Here is a 14,242-nt window from a genome sequence, read left to right as displayed (position 1 = left end):
GCCCGTCCGGCCTGCTGGTCCATATAGGTCAGGTGATGCGGCTTGATCAACGCGGCGATTCGGCCCATTCGGTTGCCATGACCGGCCGACAAGACGATTTCAGCCACCTCGACGGCACCGGCCGCGCGATTGCGAGCGTTGCGCGCAGCCCTCGACTGACGGTGAGCGTCGTTGCCGGCATGGGCATCGCCCTTGCCTGGCTCCTTCTCGGCGCAATGGCAGTTCGGGGGGCGGTGAGCCGGCTCCCGGGCGCCGATGTACCCGGCGACGCCGTGCTGGAATACCTGCCGCAACTGCCGCTGCCGGATTTCCTTGCGCGTTTCTTCGCCCTTTGCCTGGCGCCGGCGCCGCTTCGCGCAAGCGTAGGCGCGCAAGGCGGGGCACTCACCGCGATGTGGCTGTTGATGGCCATCGCGACCATGCTGCCCTCCGCGGCGCCGATGATCCGCACCTATTGCGAGATCGCAGATACCGCCCGGATCAAGGGGGAACCCGTTGCCCATCCGCTGATCCTGGTCGCTGGATATTTGAGCGTCTGGCTTGCCGCCTCGGCAATATTCGCTGCCCTGACGCTCGCAGTCCATGCATTCGTGTCATCCGGGCAGATGCTCGATCCGCTGCTTGGAATTGCCGGAGCAGCCGCGCTGTCGATCGCTGGTCTCTATCAGTTCAGCTGGCTGAAGGAAGCCTGTCTGGAGAAGTGCAGAAATCCGTTCTCGGTCCTGTTCGCCAACTGGAGCGCCAGGCCCATTCGCATTTTCCGGCTCGGTATGGAGCAGGGCCTGTGGTGCCTTGGATGCTGCTGGGCGCTGATGCTGGTAATGTTTGCCGTCGGTGTGATGAACGTGTTCTGGATGGCGCTGGTCGGCTTGTTTAGCCTGGTCGAAAAACAGACGGCAGGCAATCTGCCGACGCGGTTGGGCGGTGCGATACTGCTTGTCTGGGCAGCCGCGCTACTAGTAGTCTCGGCATGAGGGGGGAGAATTCGATGACAGATCAAAACTGGGCAATGAAGGGAGAGCTCATCCTTTCCTGCAATTGCACGGTTTTTTGCCCTTGCGTTCTGTCGCTCGGCAATCATCCGCCTACGGAAGGCTATTGCCAAACCTGGGCGGGGTTCCGGATCGATGCCGGCCATTTCGGCGAGGTCGACCTGTCCGGCCTCAATCTTGGGCTGGTCATGGAAATCCCCGGTTATATGAGCCGCGGCAACTGGACGGCGGGCCTGTTCATCGACAAGCGCGCCTCGGTTTACGCTGTGAAGGGACTGACGAAGATATTCACCGGCAAGGCCGGTGGAACCACATCGCTGCTCTCCATCCTGGTCGGACAGTTCCTCGGCGCCGAGCAGGTGCCGGTCACCTACGAGACGCGTGAGAAAACACGCATCTTTCAGATACCGAAGATCATCGATGGTGCGGTGACGCCAATCACCGGCAAGGATCGCGACAAGGATACGGTCATCAGCAATTCGGAATACTGGATTGCGCCGGAAATCATCGTCGCCAAATCCGACAAGAGCAAAATGCGGGCCTTTGGCCGCAACTGGAACTTTGCTGGCCGTTCGGCCGAAATCTGCAAGCTGGAGTGGCGGGGCCCGTGAGCAAGAAGACGACGGCCAGGAAAATCGCCGACCGGATTCCGCGGCCGAAGAAGAAAGTCACATGGCCTCAGGCGCGGGCGTTCTCGGTCCATCTCTTGACCGCGTCGGGCTCATTCCTGGCGTTTCTGTCGCTGGTGGCAGCAAGCGAGCAGCGTTGGACGGCGATGTTCTGGTGGCTGGGGCTGGCGCTTTTCGTCGACGGCATCGACGGGCCGATCGCCAGGAAGCTCGATGTCAAGGAAATCCTGCCGACTTGGTCGGGCGAACTGCTCGACAACATCATCGACTACGTGACCTACGTGTTGATTCCGGCCTTCGCGCTCTATCAGCGCGGCTTCATGGGCGAGCGCCTGTCGTTCCTGTCGGCGGCGATCATCGTGGTGTCGAGCGCAATCTACTATGCCGATACCGGCATGAAGACGAAGGAGAATTTCTTCATGGGCTTTCCGGTCGTCTGGAACATGGTGGTGTTCACGCTGTTCGTCATCGAGCCCGGACAATGGGTTTCTTTCGCCGTGGTCGTGGTGGCCGGCATTCTCACCTTCGTGCCGATCAATTTCATCCATCCGGTGCGGGTGAAGCGGCTGCGGCCAATCAATCTCGGCATGACGCTGCTTTGGTGCGCTTTCGGCGCGCTGGCGCTGGCGCAGGCCGCACTTGCCTCCTTCTACGACCAGATCGGCGTGCTGGGCGAGCAGGTCAGCGATTTCATCAAGATCGGGATTACGGTCACCGGGCTTTACCTCGCTTGCATCGGCGCTATCATGCAGTTCTTCCCAAATCTCGGCGCCAAGCCCGATAAGAAAGCCTGATCCCAAGAGAGCCAGAAAATGTCCAAAGCGATCCGCATCCATGCCCATGGCGGCCCGGAGGTCCTGACCTATGAGGATGCCGATCCCGGGCAGCCGGGCTCGGGACAGATCCTGGTCAAGCATACCGCGATCGGTCTCAATTTCATCGACGTCTATTATCGCTCTGGCCTTTATCCGCCGCAGGGCGGATTTCCGCTGATCCCCGGCGGCGAGGCGGCCGGCGTGGTCTTGGATGTCGGCTCGGATGTCGACTGGCTCAAACCCGGCGATCGCATCGCCTACGCCGTGACGACCGGCGCCTATGCCGGGCAGCGCGTGATCGCCGCCGGCCGCGTGGTGAAGGTGCCGGACGGCATCAGTGACGAACAGGCCGCAGCCATGATGCTAAAGGGCATGACCGCCGAATATCTGTTGCGCCGTACATTCAAGGTGAAAGCCGGCGACACGATCCTGTTTCATGCGGCGGCGGGCGGTGTAGGGCTGATCCTCGGCCAATGGGCCAAGCATCTTGGCGCGACAGTGATCGGCACGGCGAGTTCCACCGACAAGATCGAGCTCGCCAAGGCGCATGGCTTCGACCACGTTATCAACTATCGCGAACAGGATTTCGTGGCCGGCGTTGCCGCTATCACCGGTGGCAAGAAATGCGACGTTGTCTACGATTCAGTCGGCAACGACACATTTCCAGCCTCGCTCGATTGCCTGCGGCCGCTCGGCACTTTCGTCAGCTTCGGTCAATCGTCTGGGCCGATCCCGCCCTTCAGCATCTCGTTGCTGGCGCAGAAGGGCTCGCTGTTCGCAACGCGGCCGACGCTGTTCGTCTATAATGCCAGGCGCGAAGACCTCGAGGCTTCCGCCGCCGCCTTGTTCGACGTGGTGCTCAGCGGCGCCGTCAAGATCAAGATCAACCAGCGTTACGCGCTCAGCGAGGCCGGCAAAGCGCATTCCGATCTCGAAGGGCGCCGGACCACCGGGACAACAATACTTATCCCTTAGGTGCCCGCCGTTTCGGGCCGCCGACGCCGCCGTTCTTGCGAACTGCTTTTTACCGCTTGAGTTTCCGCTGAAATTCTTGAAGCTCTTTCAAGTCGTGAGGCGCTTACCGTAGAGAGCAGCCCGCGCATACGATGCTTGCGGGAACACAGAACATGTCTGGCAAACCAGATGGAGGCACCGTGAGTGCAGATCAGGACGGCGCAAACCTGCTTGAGGTTCGCGGCCTCACAAAGATATTCGGCACGTTGATGGCGTGCGACCATGTCGATCTCAACATCGCCAAGGGCGAGATCCATGCGTTGCTTGGCGAGAACGGCGCCGGCAAGTCGACCCTGGTGAAAATGCTATTTGGATCGCTGGAACCGAATTCCGGCGAGATTTTCTGGAATGGCCAGGCGGTCAGGATCACCAGCCCCGGCACCGCAAAAAAGCTCGGCATCGGCATGGTTTTCCAGCATTTTTCCCTGTTCGAAGCGCTGACGGCGGCGGAGAACATCGCGCTGTCGCTGGATGACGGCTCGCCGATCAGTACGATCGCGGCCAAGGCGAGGGCGCTCTCCTACAGTTACGGCCTGCCTCTCGATCCGCTATCGCTGGTCGGTGATCTGTCGGTCGGCGAGCGTCAGCGCATCGAAATCATCCGCTGCCTGCTGCAGACGCCGCAACTTATCATCCTCGACGAACCAACTTCGGTGCTGACGCCGCAGGAGGCCGATAAGTTGTTCGAGACGCTCGAACGGCTGCGTTCGGAAGGAAAGTCCATCCTCTACATTTCGCACCGGCTGGAAGAGGTCAAACGGATCTGCGACCGCGCCACCGTGCTGCGTCACGGCAAGGTGGTCGGCCATTGCAATCCGCGCCAGGAAACCGCGTCTTCGTTGGCGCGGATGATGGTCGGCAACGAGGTGCTGGCCGTGGTGCGGGCGCCGGCCGAGGGTATCGAGACCGCGCCGGTGCTGCTTCAAATCCGCGAACTCACCCGCAAGCCGGCGACCCCGTTCTCGATCCCGCTCAGGAACATCAATCTCGAGGTCCGCGCCGGCGAGGTGATCGGCATTGCCGGTGTGGCCGGCAACGGCCAGGGCGAATTCTTCGAATCCGTTTCCGGCGAGGTGCTGCAGCAGGATGCCGGCTCGGTCCGCATCCGCGGCAAGGATGCCGGTGGCCTCACCATCACCGGCAGGCGTCTGATGGGCGCTGCCTTCGTCCCGGAAGAGCGGCTCGGCCATGGCGCAGCACCGCGCATGAAGCTTTCGGAGAACCTGCTTCTGTCGCGCCACGCCACCGATGGCAAGATGTTTGTCGGCACCGGTGGAATGGTCAAAGGCGATGCGATCCATACCGCTGCCCAGCGCATCATAAAGGCAATGGACGTGCGCAAGAGCGCGCCGGATCCGGAGGCAGCGGCTCTTTCGGGCGGCAATCTGCAGAAATTCATCGTTGGCCGCGAACTCGACCGCCGGCCAAGCGTCTTGGTGGTCAATCAGCCGACCTGGGGGGTCGACGCGGGTGCGGCGGCCCACATCCGCCAGGCGCTGATCGAACTGGCGCGCAGCGGCTCGGCGGTGCTGGTGATCAGCCAGGACCTCGACGAGCTGTTCGAGATTTCCGATGCGATCACGGTCATGCACAATGGCGAATTGTCGAAGCCGCTACCGATAGCTGAAGCGACATTCGAGAAAATCGGGCTGCTGATGGGCGGCGCCGAACCCGGTCATGCCGAACATACGCTGGAGACGGCCTGATGCGCCTCGAACTTGTAAAACGCCCGCAGCGCTCGATGCTGTTTTCGGCACTCTCGCCTTTCATCGCTTTCGTTTTGACGATCATTGCCGGTGCCATCATGTTCGCGCTGCTCGGCGTCAACCCGTTGACCGCGTTCCGCATCTACTTCATCGAACCGATCAGCCAGGTCTGGCAGTTGCATGAGCTGGCGATCAAGGCCGCCCCCCTGATCCTGATCGCGGTCGGACTGTCGGTCTGCTACAAGGCCAACATCTGGAACATCGGCGCCGAAGGCCAGTTCATCCTGGGCGGCATTGTCGGCTCGATCATCCCCGTGCTGTTTCCGCAGTTCGAAGGCCCATTGGTGCTGCCGCTGATGCTTCTGCTCGGCATGGTCGGTGGGGCCGCCTATGCTGCAATCCCGGCACTGCTGAAGACGCGCTTCAACACCAACGAGATCCTGACCAGCCTGATGCTGGTCTATGTCGCCCAGCTCTTCCTCGATTGGCTCGTACGGGGGCCGTGGCGCGATCCGCAGGGCCACGGTTTCCCGCAGACCATCCAGTTCAACGACTCGGCCATACTGCCGGAACTCCTCCCGGAATCCGGCCGGGCAAACTGGGGATTTGTCTTCGCGCTGATCGCGGCGATACTGATCTGGATCCTGATGAGCCGTATGCTGAAAGGCTTCGAGGTCCGCGTGCTCGGCTCAAGCCCGAGGGCAGGGCGCTTCGCCGGGTTTGGCCTTAACCGCATGGTCTTCTTTGCCTTCCTGCTGTCGGGCGCACTGGCCGGACTTGCAGGGATTTCGGAGGTCTCGGGAGCCATCGGACAATTGCAGCCGGTGATCTCGCCCGGCTACGGATTTACCGCTATCATCGTGGCATTTCTCGGCCGGCTCAATCCGCTCGGCATCGTCGCCGCAGGCCTTGTGCTGGCGCTGACCTATCTGGGCGGCGAGGCAGTGCAAAGCGCGCTCGGCATCTCCGACAAGGTGGCGCGCGTGTTCCAGGGCATGCTTTTGTTCTTCGTGCTCGGCTGCGACACGCTCATCCATTACCGCATTCGCCTGACCGGCTTTTCCGCGCCGAAGCTCGAGGCAGCGCCGAAGCTGGAGGAAGCCCGCTGATGGACATCACCGTCAACATCCTCTTGACCATCGCGACGGCGGCGACGCCGCTGCTGATCGCGGCGATCGGCGAACTGGTGGTAGAACGTTCGGGTGTGCTCAATCTCGGCGTCGAAGGAATGATGATCATGGGTGCCGTCGGCGGTTTCGGCGCCGGCTATCTCACCGGCTCGCCTTGGATAGGGCTGTTGGCGGCAATCACCATGGGGGCGGTGTTCTCGCTGCTGTTCGCCGTCATGACGCTGTCGCTGGCCACCAATCAGGTGGCCACCGGCCTGTCGCTGACACTGCTCGGCCTCGGCCTTTCCGGCATGATGGGAACGAATTTTGTCGGCCAGCCCGGCGAAAGGCTGCCAAACCTCGATATTCCCGGCCTGACCGCAATCCCGGTCGTTGGCAGGCTGCTGTTCGGCCAGGATCCAATCTTCTACATCTCGATCGCGCTGACCGCCGCCGTCATGTGGTTCCTGTTCAAGACCCGCACCGGGCTCACGCTGCGCTCGATCGGCGACAGCCATGCATCCGCCCATGCGCTTGGCATCCATGTCATCCGCTACCGCTATCTCTCAGTGATTTTCGGCGGCGCTTGTGCCGGCCTCGCCGGCGGTCACCTATCGCTGGTCTACACACCGCAATGGGTGGAGAACATGACCGCCGGCCGCGGCTGGATCGCGCTGGCTCTGGTCGTCTTCGCCTCCTGGCGGCCATGGCGGGTGCTGGCCGGCGCCTATATTTTCGGCGCGATCTGGGTTGGCCAGCTTCACGTCCAAGCCATAAATCTGCAGGACTTCGTCGATGCGCCCTGGTTGCTCTACAAGTTAATTGCGTTCTTAAAATCGTTTCCCTCGCAACTGCTTTCTTCGCTGCCCTATCTGGCAACCGTCGTGGTTCTCGTTCTAATCTCGCGCAACAAGCGTTTGACGATGATGAACACGCCGGCCTCCTTGGGCCAGCCATTCGTTCCGGATCGTTGACAACAAAAAGACGGAAGCTCCAAGGCTTAACTCAGAGAGGTAACACAATGAAAAAACTGCTTATTGCCCTGATGGCGGCGACGGCCGCATTGTCGCTGGCGGCATCAGCCGAGGCGGCGGACAAGCTGAAGGCGTGCTGGGTCTACACCGGCCCGATCGGCGATTTCGGCTACTCCTACCAGCACGACCAAGGCCGCCTCGAGGTGGAAAAGGCACTCGGCGACAAAGTCGAGACCGCCTATCTCGAAAACGTCTCCGAAGGCCCCGATGCCGACCGCGCCTTCGAGCGCCTGGCGCGCGAGGGATGCAAGATCATTTTCGGCACGTCCTTCGGCTTCATGGACCCGGAAGTGAAGATCGCCAAGAAATTCCCCAAGGTGATGTTCGAGCACGCCACCGGCTACAAGACCGCCGAAAATCTCGGCATCTACAATGCGCGTTTCTACGAAGGCCGTTACGTGCTTGGCCAGATCGCCGCCAAGCAATCGAAGTCGGGCGTCGCCGGCTACATCGTTTCCTTCCCGATCCCGGAAGTGGTGATGGGCATAAATTCCTTTATGCTCGGCGCACAGTCGATCAACCCGAACTTCAAGGCGAAGATCGTGTGGGTGAACTCCTGGTTCGATCCGGGCAAGGAGGCCGATGCTGCCAAGGCATTGTTCGACCAGGGCGCCGATATCATCGTCCAGCACACCGACTCGACCGCTGCCTTGCAGGTGGCGGAAGAGCGCAAGCTGCACGGCTTCGGCCAGTCCTCCGACATGATCAAGTTCGCGCCGCACGCGCAGCTGACCGCGCTGACCGACGAGTGGGGTCCCTACTACATCAGCCGCGTCCAGGCGGCGCTCGACGGCACCTGGAAGCCCGATAATGTCTGGCTCGGCATTAAGGACGGCGCCGTCAAGCTGGCGCCGTTCACCAACATGCCCGACGACGTCAAGGCGATGGCCGAAGCCACCACCAAGAAGATCGCCGACGGCTGGAACCCCTTCACCGGGCCGGTCGCCAAGCAGGACGGCACACCTTGGCTGAAGGAGGGCGAGGTCGCCGACGACGCCACGTTGCTCGGCATGAATTTCTACGTGAAGGGCGTCGACGACAAGCTGCCGCAGTAGGCGGTCGGAAACATATCGAACGAAAGGGCGCCACGCGGCGCCCTTTTCATTTTGGACGGAATATCAGACGGCTGAGCCGTAAAGGTCGTAAGCGTCGGCACGCTCGACCTTGACCGTGACAATGTCGCCGGCGCGCAGTGGCCGCCGCGACTGGATATGGACCGAACCGTCGATTTCGGGCGCATCGTATTTGGTCCGGCCCTTGGCCGAATTGCCATGCGCCTCGTCGATCAGGACCGGCAGTCGCTTGCCAATTTTCTTGGTTAGCTGCGTTGCCGAAATCTTCTGCTGGCGCTGCATGAAGCGGTGCCAGCGGGCTTCCTTGATCTCCTGCGGCACTTGCTCGAGGCCGAGCTCGTTGGAGCGGGCGCCTCTGACCGGCTCGTATTTGAAACAGCCGGCGCGGTCGATCTTGGCCTCGTCCAGCCAGTCGAGCAGCATCTCGAAGTCGTCGTCCGTCTCGCCGGGGAAGCCGACGATGAAGGTGGAGCGGATGGCAAGGTCCGGGCAGACGTCGCGCCAGCCGCGAATGCGCTCGAGCGTCTTTTCGCCATGAGCGGGCCGGCGCATGTTCTTCAGCACCTGCGGCGAGGCGTGCTGGAATGGGATATCGAGATAGGGAAGAATCTTGCCTTCGGCCATCAGTGGGATGACGTCCGCGACATGCGGGTAGGGATAGACATAGTGCATGCGCACCCAGACACCGAGCTTGCCCAGTTCTTCCGATAGATCGAGGAATTTCGCCCGCACTTCGCGATCGCCGAACATGCTGGTCTGGTATTTGATATCGATGCCGTAGGCGCTGGTATCCTGCGAGATGACGAGGATCTCCTTGACCCCGGCCTTGGCCAGCTTCTCGGCTTCGCGCAACACGTCGGCCGCCGGCCGCGATACGAGGTCGCCACGCAGCGCCGGGATGATGCAGAAAGTGCAGCGGTTGTTGCAGCCTTCCGAGATCTTGAGATACGCATAGTGGCGCGGCGTGAGCTTGACCCCTTGCGGCGGCAAAAGGTCGATGTAGGGATCGTGGCTCGGGGGGGCGGCCTCATGCACCGCCCTCATCACGCTTTCATAAGCTTGTGGTCCGGTGATGGCGAGGACGTTGGGATGTCTTTCACGGATGATGTCCGGCTCGGCGCCGAGGCAGCCGGTGACAATAACTTTGCCATTCTCCGAAAGTGCCGAGCCGATGGCATTGAGCGATTCATCGCGAGCCGAATCGAGGAAGCCACAGGTGTTGACGACGACCAGGTCGGCGCCGTCGTGCTTGCGGGCGATCTCGTAGCCCTCGGCGCGCAGGCGCGTGATAATGCGCTCCGAATCCACAAGGGCTTTCGGGCATCCAAGGCTGACGAAACTGACGCGAGGGGCGGACATCAAAGCTTTCCGGATTTTCAGGATTGGCGGCGCAGTACCACACTTGTCGCGGCATTGGTATGGGCGGCGGCTGCGGCGAAACGCAACCGCCAGCGTCGCCGAAGCTGAAAGGCCCGGCCGATGCGAGTTCGAGTCGATGCGTCAGCTCATCGCACTGCTGACATGCGGCAATACTTCCACAGCGCCTCGATAGATCATATCGAGTGCGACATAGAAGATGATCAAAAGGCCGATATAGGCGATCCAGCGATGGCGGTGCAGCAGCTTGGCGATAAAGCTCGCGGCAAGGCCCATCAGCGCGATCGACAGGACGAGGCCGATCACCAGCACCTGGAAGTGATCGCGCGCCGCGCCGGCGACCGCCAGTACGTTGTCGAGCGACATCGACACGTCGGCGATGACGATCTGCAATGCCGCCTGACCCAAGGTCTTCTTGCGCGCCTTGCCGGCCACCATATCATCGCTGTTGATATCGGAATTGGACAGCGCTTCGGTCGCCTCCACCTCGTCGGCATACGACGTGCGCAGCTCGCGATACATTTTCCAGCACACCCACAGCAGCAAGATGCCGCCGGCCAGCAGCAGGCCGACAATCTGTAACAGGGTGACGGTGATCGCAGCAAAACCGATACGCAGCACCGTCGCCGCCACCACGCCGATGAGAATCGCTCTCTTGCGCTGCTCGACCGGCAAGCCCGCCGCGGCCAAGCCGATGACGATGGCGTTATCGCCTGCAAGCACGAGGTCGATGGCGATGACCTGGAGCAGGGCAGAGAAGCCCGCGGCAGTGAAAATTTCCATCGACTGGAAGTCCCTTGCTGGTTGGCCGACCGTTCGCGTCGAATGCCTGGAGGGCCTAACGTGTATGGTTCCTGCGCGTCAAGGGACTGGTTGGAACAAGGTCGGCAAACCGCCCGTTATTGCGGCAATATACAGAGTTTGCGACGATCGGCCCGAACACCGGCAAAATGCGGCCACAGGTCGCGAATGCCTAGTTATAGAGATTGTATTTGGGCCAGTCGCTTTCCGGAATTTCATCACCGATCCGATAGCGGAGCTGCAGGACTTCCATATGGTCCGGCGCTGTTTCGCATTTGAATTTCAGCCGGTACCACTGTCCCTTGCTGCGAAACGCAGCACCCGGGCTCTTGATCGCATCGGCGCCCATTTCGGGCGTCGCAAAAGCGTAGGCGACGACACGATCGGCTTTGTATTTGTGGTCGTCGCGGGTAATCCGGTCGAGAATTTCGGCGTCGCATCGCTGCTCCAGCCGGGTTTGCGGATCGAGTTTCAGCAGGCCGGCGCGCAATGCGCTGTCCATTGCGCTGGCCGGCCAAGCCACTATCGTCCATGCGAGGACCGCAGAAAATAGTTTATTCATGGGCGGGAGAAGCATCATATTCGGGCGGAGAAATCAACCCGACGAAGCGCGGCTGCGCGGCGGGCGACAGTCTTCGCTTTGTGGCAGGTTGTTGATTACGCAATGGTGTCACCGGTACTTTGGTATCGTTGCCACGATCAGCACCTGTCGCATCTCAGCGACGCGAGAGGTGGCGCGCTGCATGGGGCAGAGCGGCGGTTCCCCCCCGAAGCGGACCGGCCTGTTAAACCCAGGCAGTCGAGAATCCGACGAGCGGAAAACTCGACGTCATGCCTGCAGGATTGAAGACGGATATGGCGGAGGGAGTGGGATTCGAACCCACGGTGGGCTTGCACCCACGCCGGTTTTCAAGACCGGTGCCTTAAACCGCTCGGCCATCCCTCCAAGGTGATTTTTCAATCACTTAGGATATCGCGAGAGGAGCGGGTTCGAGCTGTCGGTACCGGATAGGCACCAGGACGTTCCCCGACCGGTTCGCGCTCCATTCCTGTAAAGCCGCATTCAGCGCCAAGTCAACCGTGGCGGCCGCACCTTTCGGCGCGATCCAGGGCGGTGAGCAGCGTCATGGCGAGCTGTGTTTGTGCTGAGTGTGGAAAATCGTTTTTAAAACCCGCACGGACTATTAATCGTTGAGCGCTGATATGTGGAGCGCATTAGGCACATGTAAGTAAATCGTATTCTGGAGTTGATTTTGGCCGTACTTGGCGCTCTCCCGCCCGGTCTTCGCTGTAGACCAGTCCGCGAAACCGACTGGGAGGGAGTGGTTGATTGCCTGTGCAGGGGCTTTCCGGCGCGTAATCGGAGTTACTGGATACACGCTCTGACCCGCTTGTCGCAGCGGCCTGTGGTTGCCGAGTTCCCACAATATGGCTTCGCTTTGGAGCATGCCGGTCGGATCGTCGGCGTCGTGCTCACCCTTTATGCTCGCTATCACGGGTCGGAGAGCGAGGAAATTCGCTGCAATCTTTCAAGCTGGTCAGTCGATGCAGATTTCCGTCCCTATGGCGCCATGTTGGTTGCGGCGGTTCTCAAGCGGAAGGACGTGACCTACACGAACATTTCGCCTGCACAAGCGACATTGAAAGCCAACCGGGCGCTCGGCTTTCGGCTCTTCTCCAGCGGACAATTTACCTTCTTGCCGGCTTTAAGTTCGGCGCAGCGGTCATGTCGCGTGGTCGAAGTGCGTCCCGATCTCCCGGAATTGGCGATGCTGCCCGAGAGTGAGAGATACATACTCTCGGAACACGCCGCGCTGGGCTGCCTGTCGTTGATCTGCATTTGCGACGGAGTAGCGTTCCCCCTGGTGTTGATGCCGCGCCGAATGTTGCACGGTGTTATCCGATGCCATCAGGTCATCTATTGCCGCTCGCTTGCGGATTTGGGCCGCTGCGCCGGCGCGATGGGGCGCTTTCTCTTGCGAAGCGGAATCCTGGTTTGCTTTGTCGACGCCAAGGAGCCGATTCCAGGCTTGGTGGGATGGTACCGCCCCAACAAGGGGCTGAAATACTTCAAAGGTCCCAGACCACCCGCACCTGGAGATCTGACGTTCACCGAACTTGTGATCTTCGGTCCCTGAATCTGCGCTCGCAGCCACGCCAAGCCAGGGGCAAAGTGCGCCACCAACGAGCGTTTCTGATCGATAAGCGATGATTTTCATGCCGATCAGCGAAGCGGTCCGTGCCACAATCTCGCCCGGTTCCGACCACAATCGGTTAATACGGTGATAAACAATTCCTGCGCACAAAAAGGATTGGGGTAGGGCGTCGCCGGCGTTTCTGGAGTGGGTGCTTTGGCATCGCTGACGTTCATGCTGCGGTGCCTTCGTCGATGCTATAGGGGACAATCAAAATATGCAGACCACGGCGCGCCCGCGTCTTCGTCGCGCTTCCGCTTTCGCGCTGTTGGCCTTGTCGGCAGCCTTTCTTGCAGCATGTGCCGGGCCGCAGCAAAAGGCGATGGTCAACAAGAAACCTCGCTCCAAGGAATATTTTTCCGAAGCCGAATACGGCGTGAAAGCCAGCCCGCGCGTCATGTTCAAGACGTCTCGCGGACGCGACCAGCTCGGCAAGCCCTATCAGGTGCGCGGCAAGTGGTATTATCCGAAGGAAGACAAACGTTACGCCAAGGTTGGCCTCGCATCCTGGTACGGTGAGGCCTTCCACGGCCGGTTGACGGCCAACGGCGAAGTCTACGACATGGCAGATCTGACGGCGGCGCATCCGACCATGCCGCTGCCGAGCTATGCGCGGGTCACCAACATGAAGACCGGCAGCTCGGTGATCGTGCGCGTCAACGACCGCGGGCCCTATCATGATGGACGCATCATCGATGTGTCGAAGCGCGCTGCTGAAATGCTCGATTATGCCAATGTCGGTACGGCCGAGGTGAAGGTTGAATATGTCGGCCGTGCGCCGCTCGAAGGCAATGACGGGCAGTATCTGGTGGCTTCGTATCGTCCAGGCGACAGGGCGCCGGATCCGTCGGACGCTCTGCCCAGCGGCGTCATGGTCGCGATGAATGGGCCGTCGCCAAGCCTGCCGGTGAGCGCTGCTGCCTTGCCGTTCCCCGGTCAGCTGACGAATTCCGGGCAGGGATCCGATGCACGGCCTGTCATGGCGGTGCAAGCATCTGCTTCGGGAGACATTGTACTGCCCGATTTCGGCCCGATCGTGCCGGAGCGTCCGGAGATCAACCTGCCGGCGCAATCGCCGTTCACCATGGCGTCGCTGTCTTACGCCGACGAGCGCGTGCAGCGCGCCTCTAACGCGTTTGCCGGGCTGGATCGCACCGGCATGTCGTCCGCCGAGCTTCTTCAACCGTGGAAGCGGCAAGCCCCTCCAGCCGGGTCGCCCACCGCCTATGTCGCGGCGGGTTCATTCGAGAATGCCGCCGAAGCGGAGCGTGTGGCGGCCCAGCTTTCCAGCTTCGGCAAGACCGAAATCCAGCGCTCGGAACTTGAAGGCAAGGACTGGTACTCGGTCAACCTCTTTGCCAACGGTCGTGGCAGCCTGGACGAGATGCTGCAGGCAGCGTGGTCGCATGGTGCGCCGGATGCGCTTGCGGTACGCAACTGAGTTCGGGGCTGCCTGGTTTTTTCGCGCGCGATTGATCCGCCAGGCAAAAGCCTGAT

General features: G+C 61.1%; 13 protein-coding genes and 1 tRNA gene. 10 read left to right on the top strand and 4 right to left on the bottom strand.

The window, feature by feature from the left end; genetic code table 11:
- The first annotated feature begins 77 nt into the window (after nucleotides 1-77).
- The 8 genes from NKI41_RS10025 (at nucleotide 78) to NKI41_RS09990 (ending at nucleotide 8,354) form a co-directional block, all read left to right on the top strand.
- Entirely contained in the window at nucleotides 78-974 is an 897-nt protein-coding gene (locus NKI41_RS10025; protein WP_352682741.1) for a DUF2182 domain-containing protein, read from the top strand.
- A gap of 14 nt (nucleotides 975-988) precedes the next feature.
- Nucleotides 989-1,603: a DUF1326 domain-containing protein gene (locus NKI41_RS10020; RefSeq protein ID WP_352682738.1), complete on the top strand. Its 615-nt coding sequence runs from the start codon at nucleotides 989-991 to the stop codon at nucleotides 1,601-1,603.
- Between the two features lie 35 nt (nucleotides 1,604-1,638).
- On the top strand, nucleotides 1,639-2,415 hold the full coding sequence (gene pcsA, locus NKI41_RS10015) for a phosphatidylcholine synthase (protein WP_502901204.1): 777 nt from the start codon (nucleotides 1,639-1,641) through the stop codon (nucleotides 2,413-2,415).
- Nucleotides 2,416-2,433: 18 nt separating this feature from the next.
- Nucleotides 2,434-3,411, top strand: a complete 978-nt coding sequence (locus NKI41_RS10010) for a quinone oxidoreductase family protein (RefSeq protein WP_352682734.1) — start codon at nucleotides 2,434-2,436, stop codon at nucleotides 3,409-3,411.
- 152 nt (nucleotides 3,412-3,563) lie between these two features.
- On the top strand, nucleotides 3,564-5,156 hold the full coding sequence (locus tag NKI41_RS10005; protein ID WP_502901201.1) for an ABC transporter ATP-binding protein: 1,593 nt from the start codon (nucleotides 3,564-3,566) through the stop codon (nucleotides 5,154-5,156).
- Nucleotides 5,153-6,265 (top strand): ABC transporter permease, encoded by a 1,113-nt coding sequence (locus tag NKI41_RS10000; protein ID WP_352636755.1) that lies wholly within the window; start codon nucleotides 5,153-5,155, stop codon nucleotides 6,263-6,265. Before NKI41_RS10005 ends, NKI41_RS10000 begins: the two co-directional genes overlap by 4 nt.
- The gene (locus NKI41_RS09995) at nucleotides 6,265-7,239 is read left to right on the top strand and encodes an ABC transporter permease (protein ID WP_352448916.1); all 975 of its coding nucleotides are present in this window, start codon (nucleotides 6,265-6,267) and stop codon (nucleotides 7,237-7,239) included. The genes NKI41_RS10000 and NKI41_RS09995 overlap by 1 nt, the downstream gene beginning before the upstream one ends.
- A gap of 47 nt (nucleotides 7,240-7,286) precedes the next feature.
- A complete protein-coding gene (locus NKI41_RS09990) occupies nucleotides 7,287-8,354 on the top strand; it encodes a BMP family ABC transporter substrate-binding protein (protein ID WP_352502446.1) in 1,068 nt (355 codons plus the stop codon).
- Between the two features lie 63 nt (nucleotides 8,355-8,417).
- Here NKI41_RS09990 and rimO read toward each other — a convergent pair whose 3' ends face one another.
- The 4 genes from rimO to NKI41_RS09970 form a co-directional block, all read right to left on the bottom strand.
- Nucleotides 8,418-9,731, bottom strand: coding sequence for a 30S ribosomal protein S12 methylthiotransferase RimO (gene rimO / locus NKI41_RS09985; RefSeq protein WP_352682730.1), 1,314 nt, complete (start codon nucleotides 9,729-9,731; stop codon nucleotides 8,418-8,420).
- Nucleotides 9,732-9,872: 141 nt separating this feature from the next.
- On the bottom strand, nucleotides 9,873-10,532 hold the full coding sequence (locus tag NKI41_RS09980; protein ID WP_352682728.1) for a TerC family protein: 660 nt from the start codon (nucleotides 10,530-10,532) through the stop codon (nucleotides 9,873-9,875).
- Nucleotides 10,533-10,722: 190 nt separating this feature from the next.
- Nucleotides 10,723-11,130, bottom strand: a complete 408-nt coding sequence (locus NKI41_RS09975; RefSeq protein WP_036238130.1) for a DUF930 domain-containing protein — start codon at nucleotides 11,128-11,130, stop codon at nucleotides 10,723-10,725.
- A gap of 276 nt (nucleotides 11,131-11,406) precedes the next feature.
- A tRNA-Ser gene (locus NKI41_RS09970) sits at nucleotides 11,407-11,496 on the bottom strand.
- A 460-nt stretch (nucleotides 11,497-11,956) separates the two neighbouring features.
- Here NKI41_RS09970 and NKI41_RS09965 point away from each other — a divergent pair.
- Both NKI41_RS09965 and NKI41_RS09960 read left to right on the top strand, forming a co-directional pair.
- Nucleotides 11,957-12,688, top strand: coding sequence for a hypothetical protein (locus NKI41_RS09965; RefSeq protein ID WP_352448919.1), 732 nt, complete (start codon nucleotides 11,957-11,959; stop codon nucleotides 12,686-12,688).
- A 274-nt stretch (nucleotides 12,689-12,962) separates the two neighbouring features.
- Complete coding sequence (locus NKI41_RS09960; RefSeq protein ID WP_352682726.1) at nucleotides 12,963-14,186, top strand: septal ring lytic transglycosylase RlpA family protein; 1,224 nt, start codon at nucleotides 12,963-12,965, stop codon at nucleotides 14,184-14,186.
- The last annotated feature ends 56 nt before the right edge of the window (nucleotides 14,187-14,242 follow it).

Origin of the sequence: Mesorhizobium sp. M0601, assembly GCF_040320845.1 — a bacterium.
GTDB lineage: Bacteria > Pseudomonadota > Alphaproteobacteria > Rhizobiales > Rhizobiaceae > Mesorhizobium.
The sequence above is the reverse complement of the archived record's forward strand: the minus strand, read 5'-3'. Positions and strand labels throughout refer to the sequence as shown.

What these genes read in the sequence shown, in the direction of transcription:
- NKI41_RS10010 (WP_352682734.1), top strand. Translation starts at nt 2,434, where the DNA reads ATGTCCAAAGCGATCCGCATCCATGCCCATGGCGGCCCGGAGGTCCTG.
- NKI41_RS09960 (WP_352682726.1), top strand. Translation starts at nt 12,963, where the DNA reads ATGCAGACCACGGCGCGCCCGCGTCTTCGTCGCGCTTCCGCTTTCGCG.
- NKI41_RS09990 (WP_352502446.1), top strand. Translation starts at nt 7,287, where the DNA reads ATGAAAAAACTGCTTATTGCCCTGATGGCGGCGACGGCCGCATTGTCG.
- NKI41_RS10005 (WP_502901201.1), top strand. Translation starts at nt 3,564, where the DNA reads ATGTCTGGCAAACCAGATGGAGGCACCGTGAGTGCAGATCAGGACGGC.
- NKI41_RS10025 (WP_352682741.1), top strand. Translation starts at nt 78, where the DNA reads ATGACCGGCCGACAAGACGATTTCAGCCACCTCGACGGCACCGGCCGC.
- NKI41_RS09975 (WP_036238130.1), bottom strand. Translation starts at nt 11,130, where the DNA reads ATGATGCTTCTCCCGCCCATGAATAAACTATTTTCTGCGGTCCTCGCA.
- rimO (WP_352682730.1), bottom strand. Translation starts at nt 9,731, where the DNA reads ATGTCCGCCCCTCGCGTCAGTTTCGTCAGCCTTGGATGCCCGAAAGCC.
- NKI41_RS09980 (WP_352682728.1), bottom strand. Translation starts at nt 10,532, where the DNA reads ATGGAAATTTTCACTGCCGCGGGCTTCTCTGCCCTGCTCCAGGTCATC.
- NKI41_RS10020 (WP_352682738.1), top strand. Translation starts at nt 989, where the DNA reads ATGACAGATCAAAACTGGGCAATGAAGGGAGAGCTCATCCTTTCCTGC.
- NKI41_RS09995 (WP_352448916.1), top strand. Translation starts at nt 6,265, where the DNA reads ATGGACATCACCGTCAACATCCTCTTGACCATCGCGACGGCGGCGACG.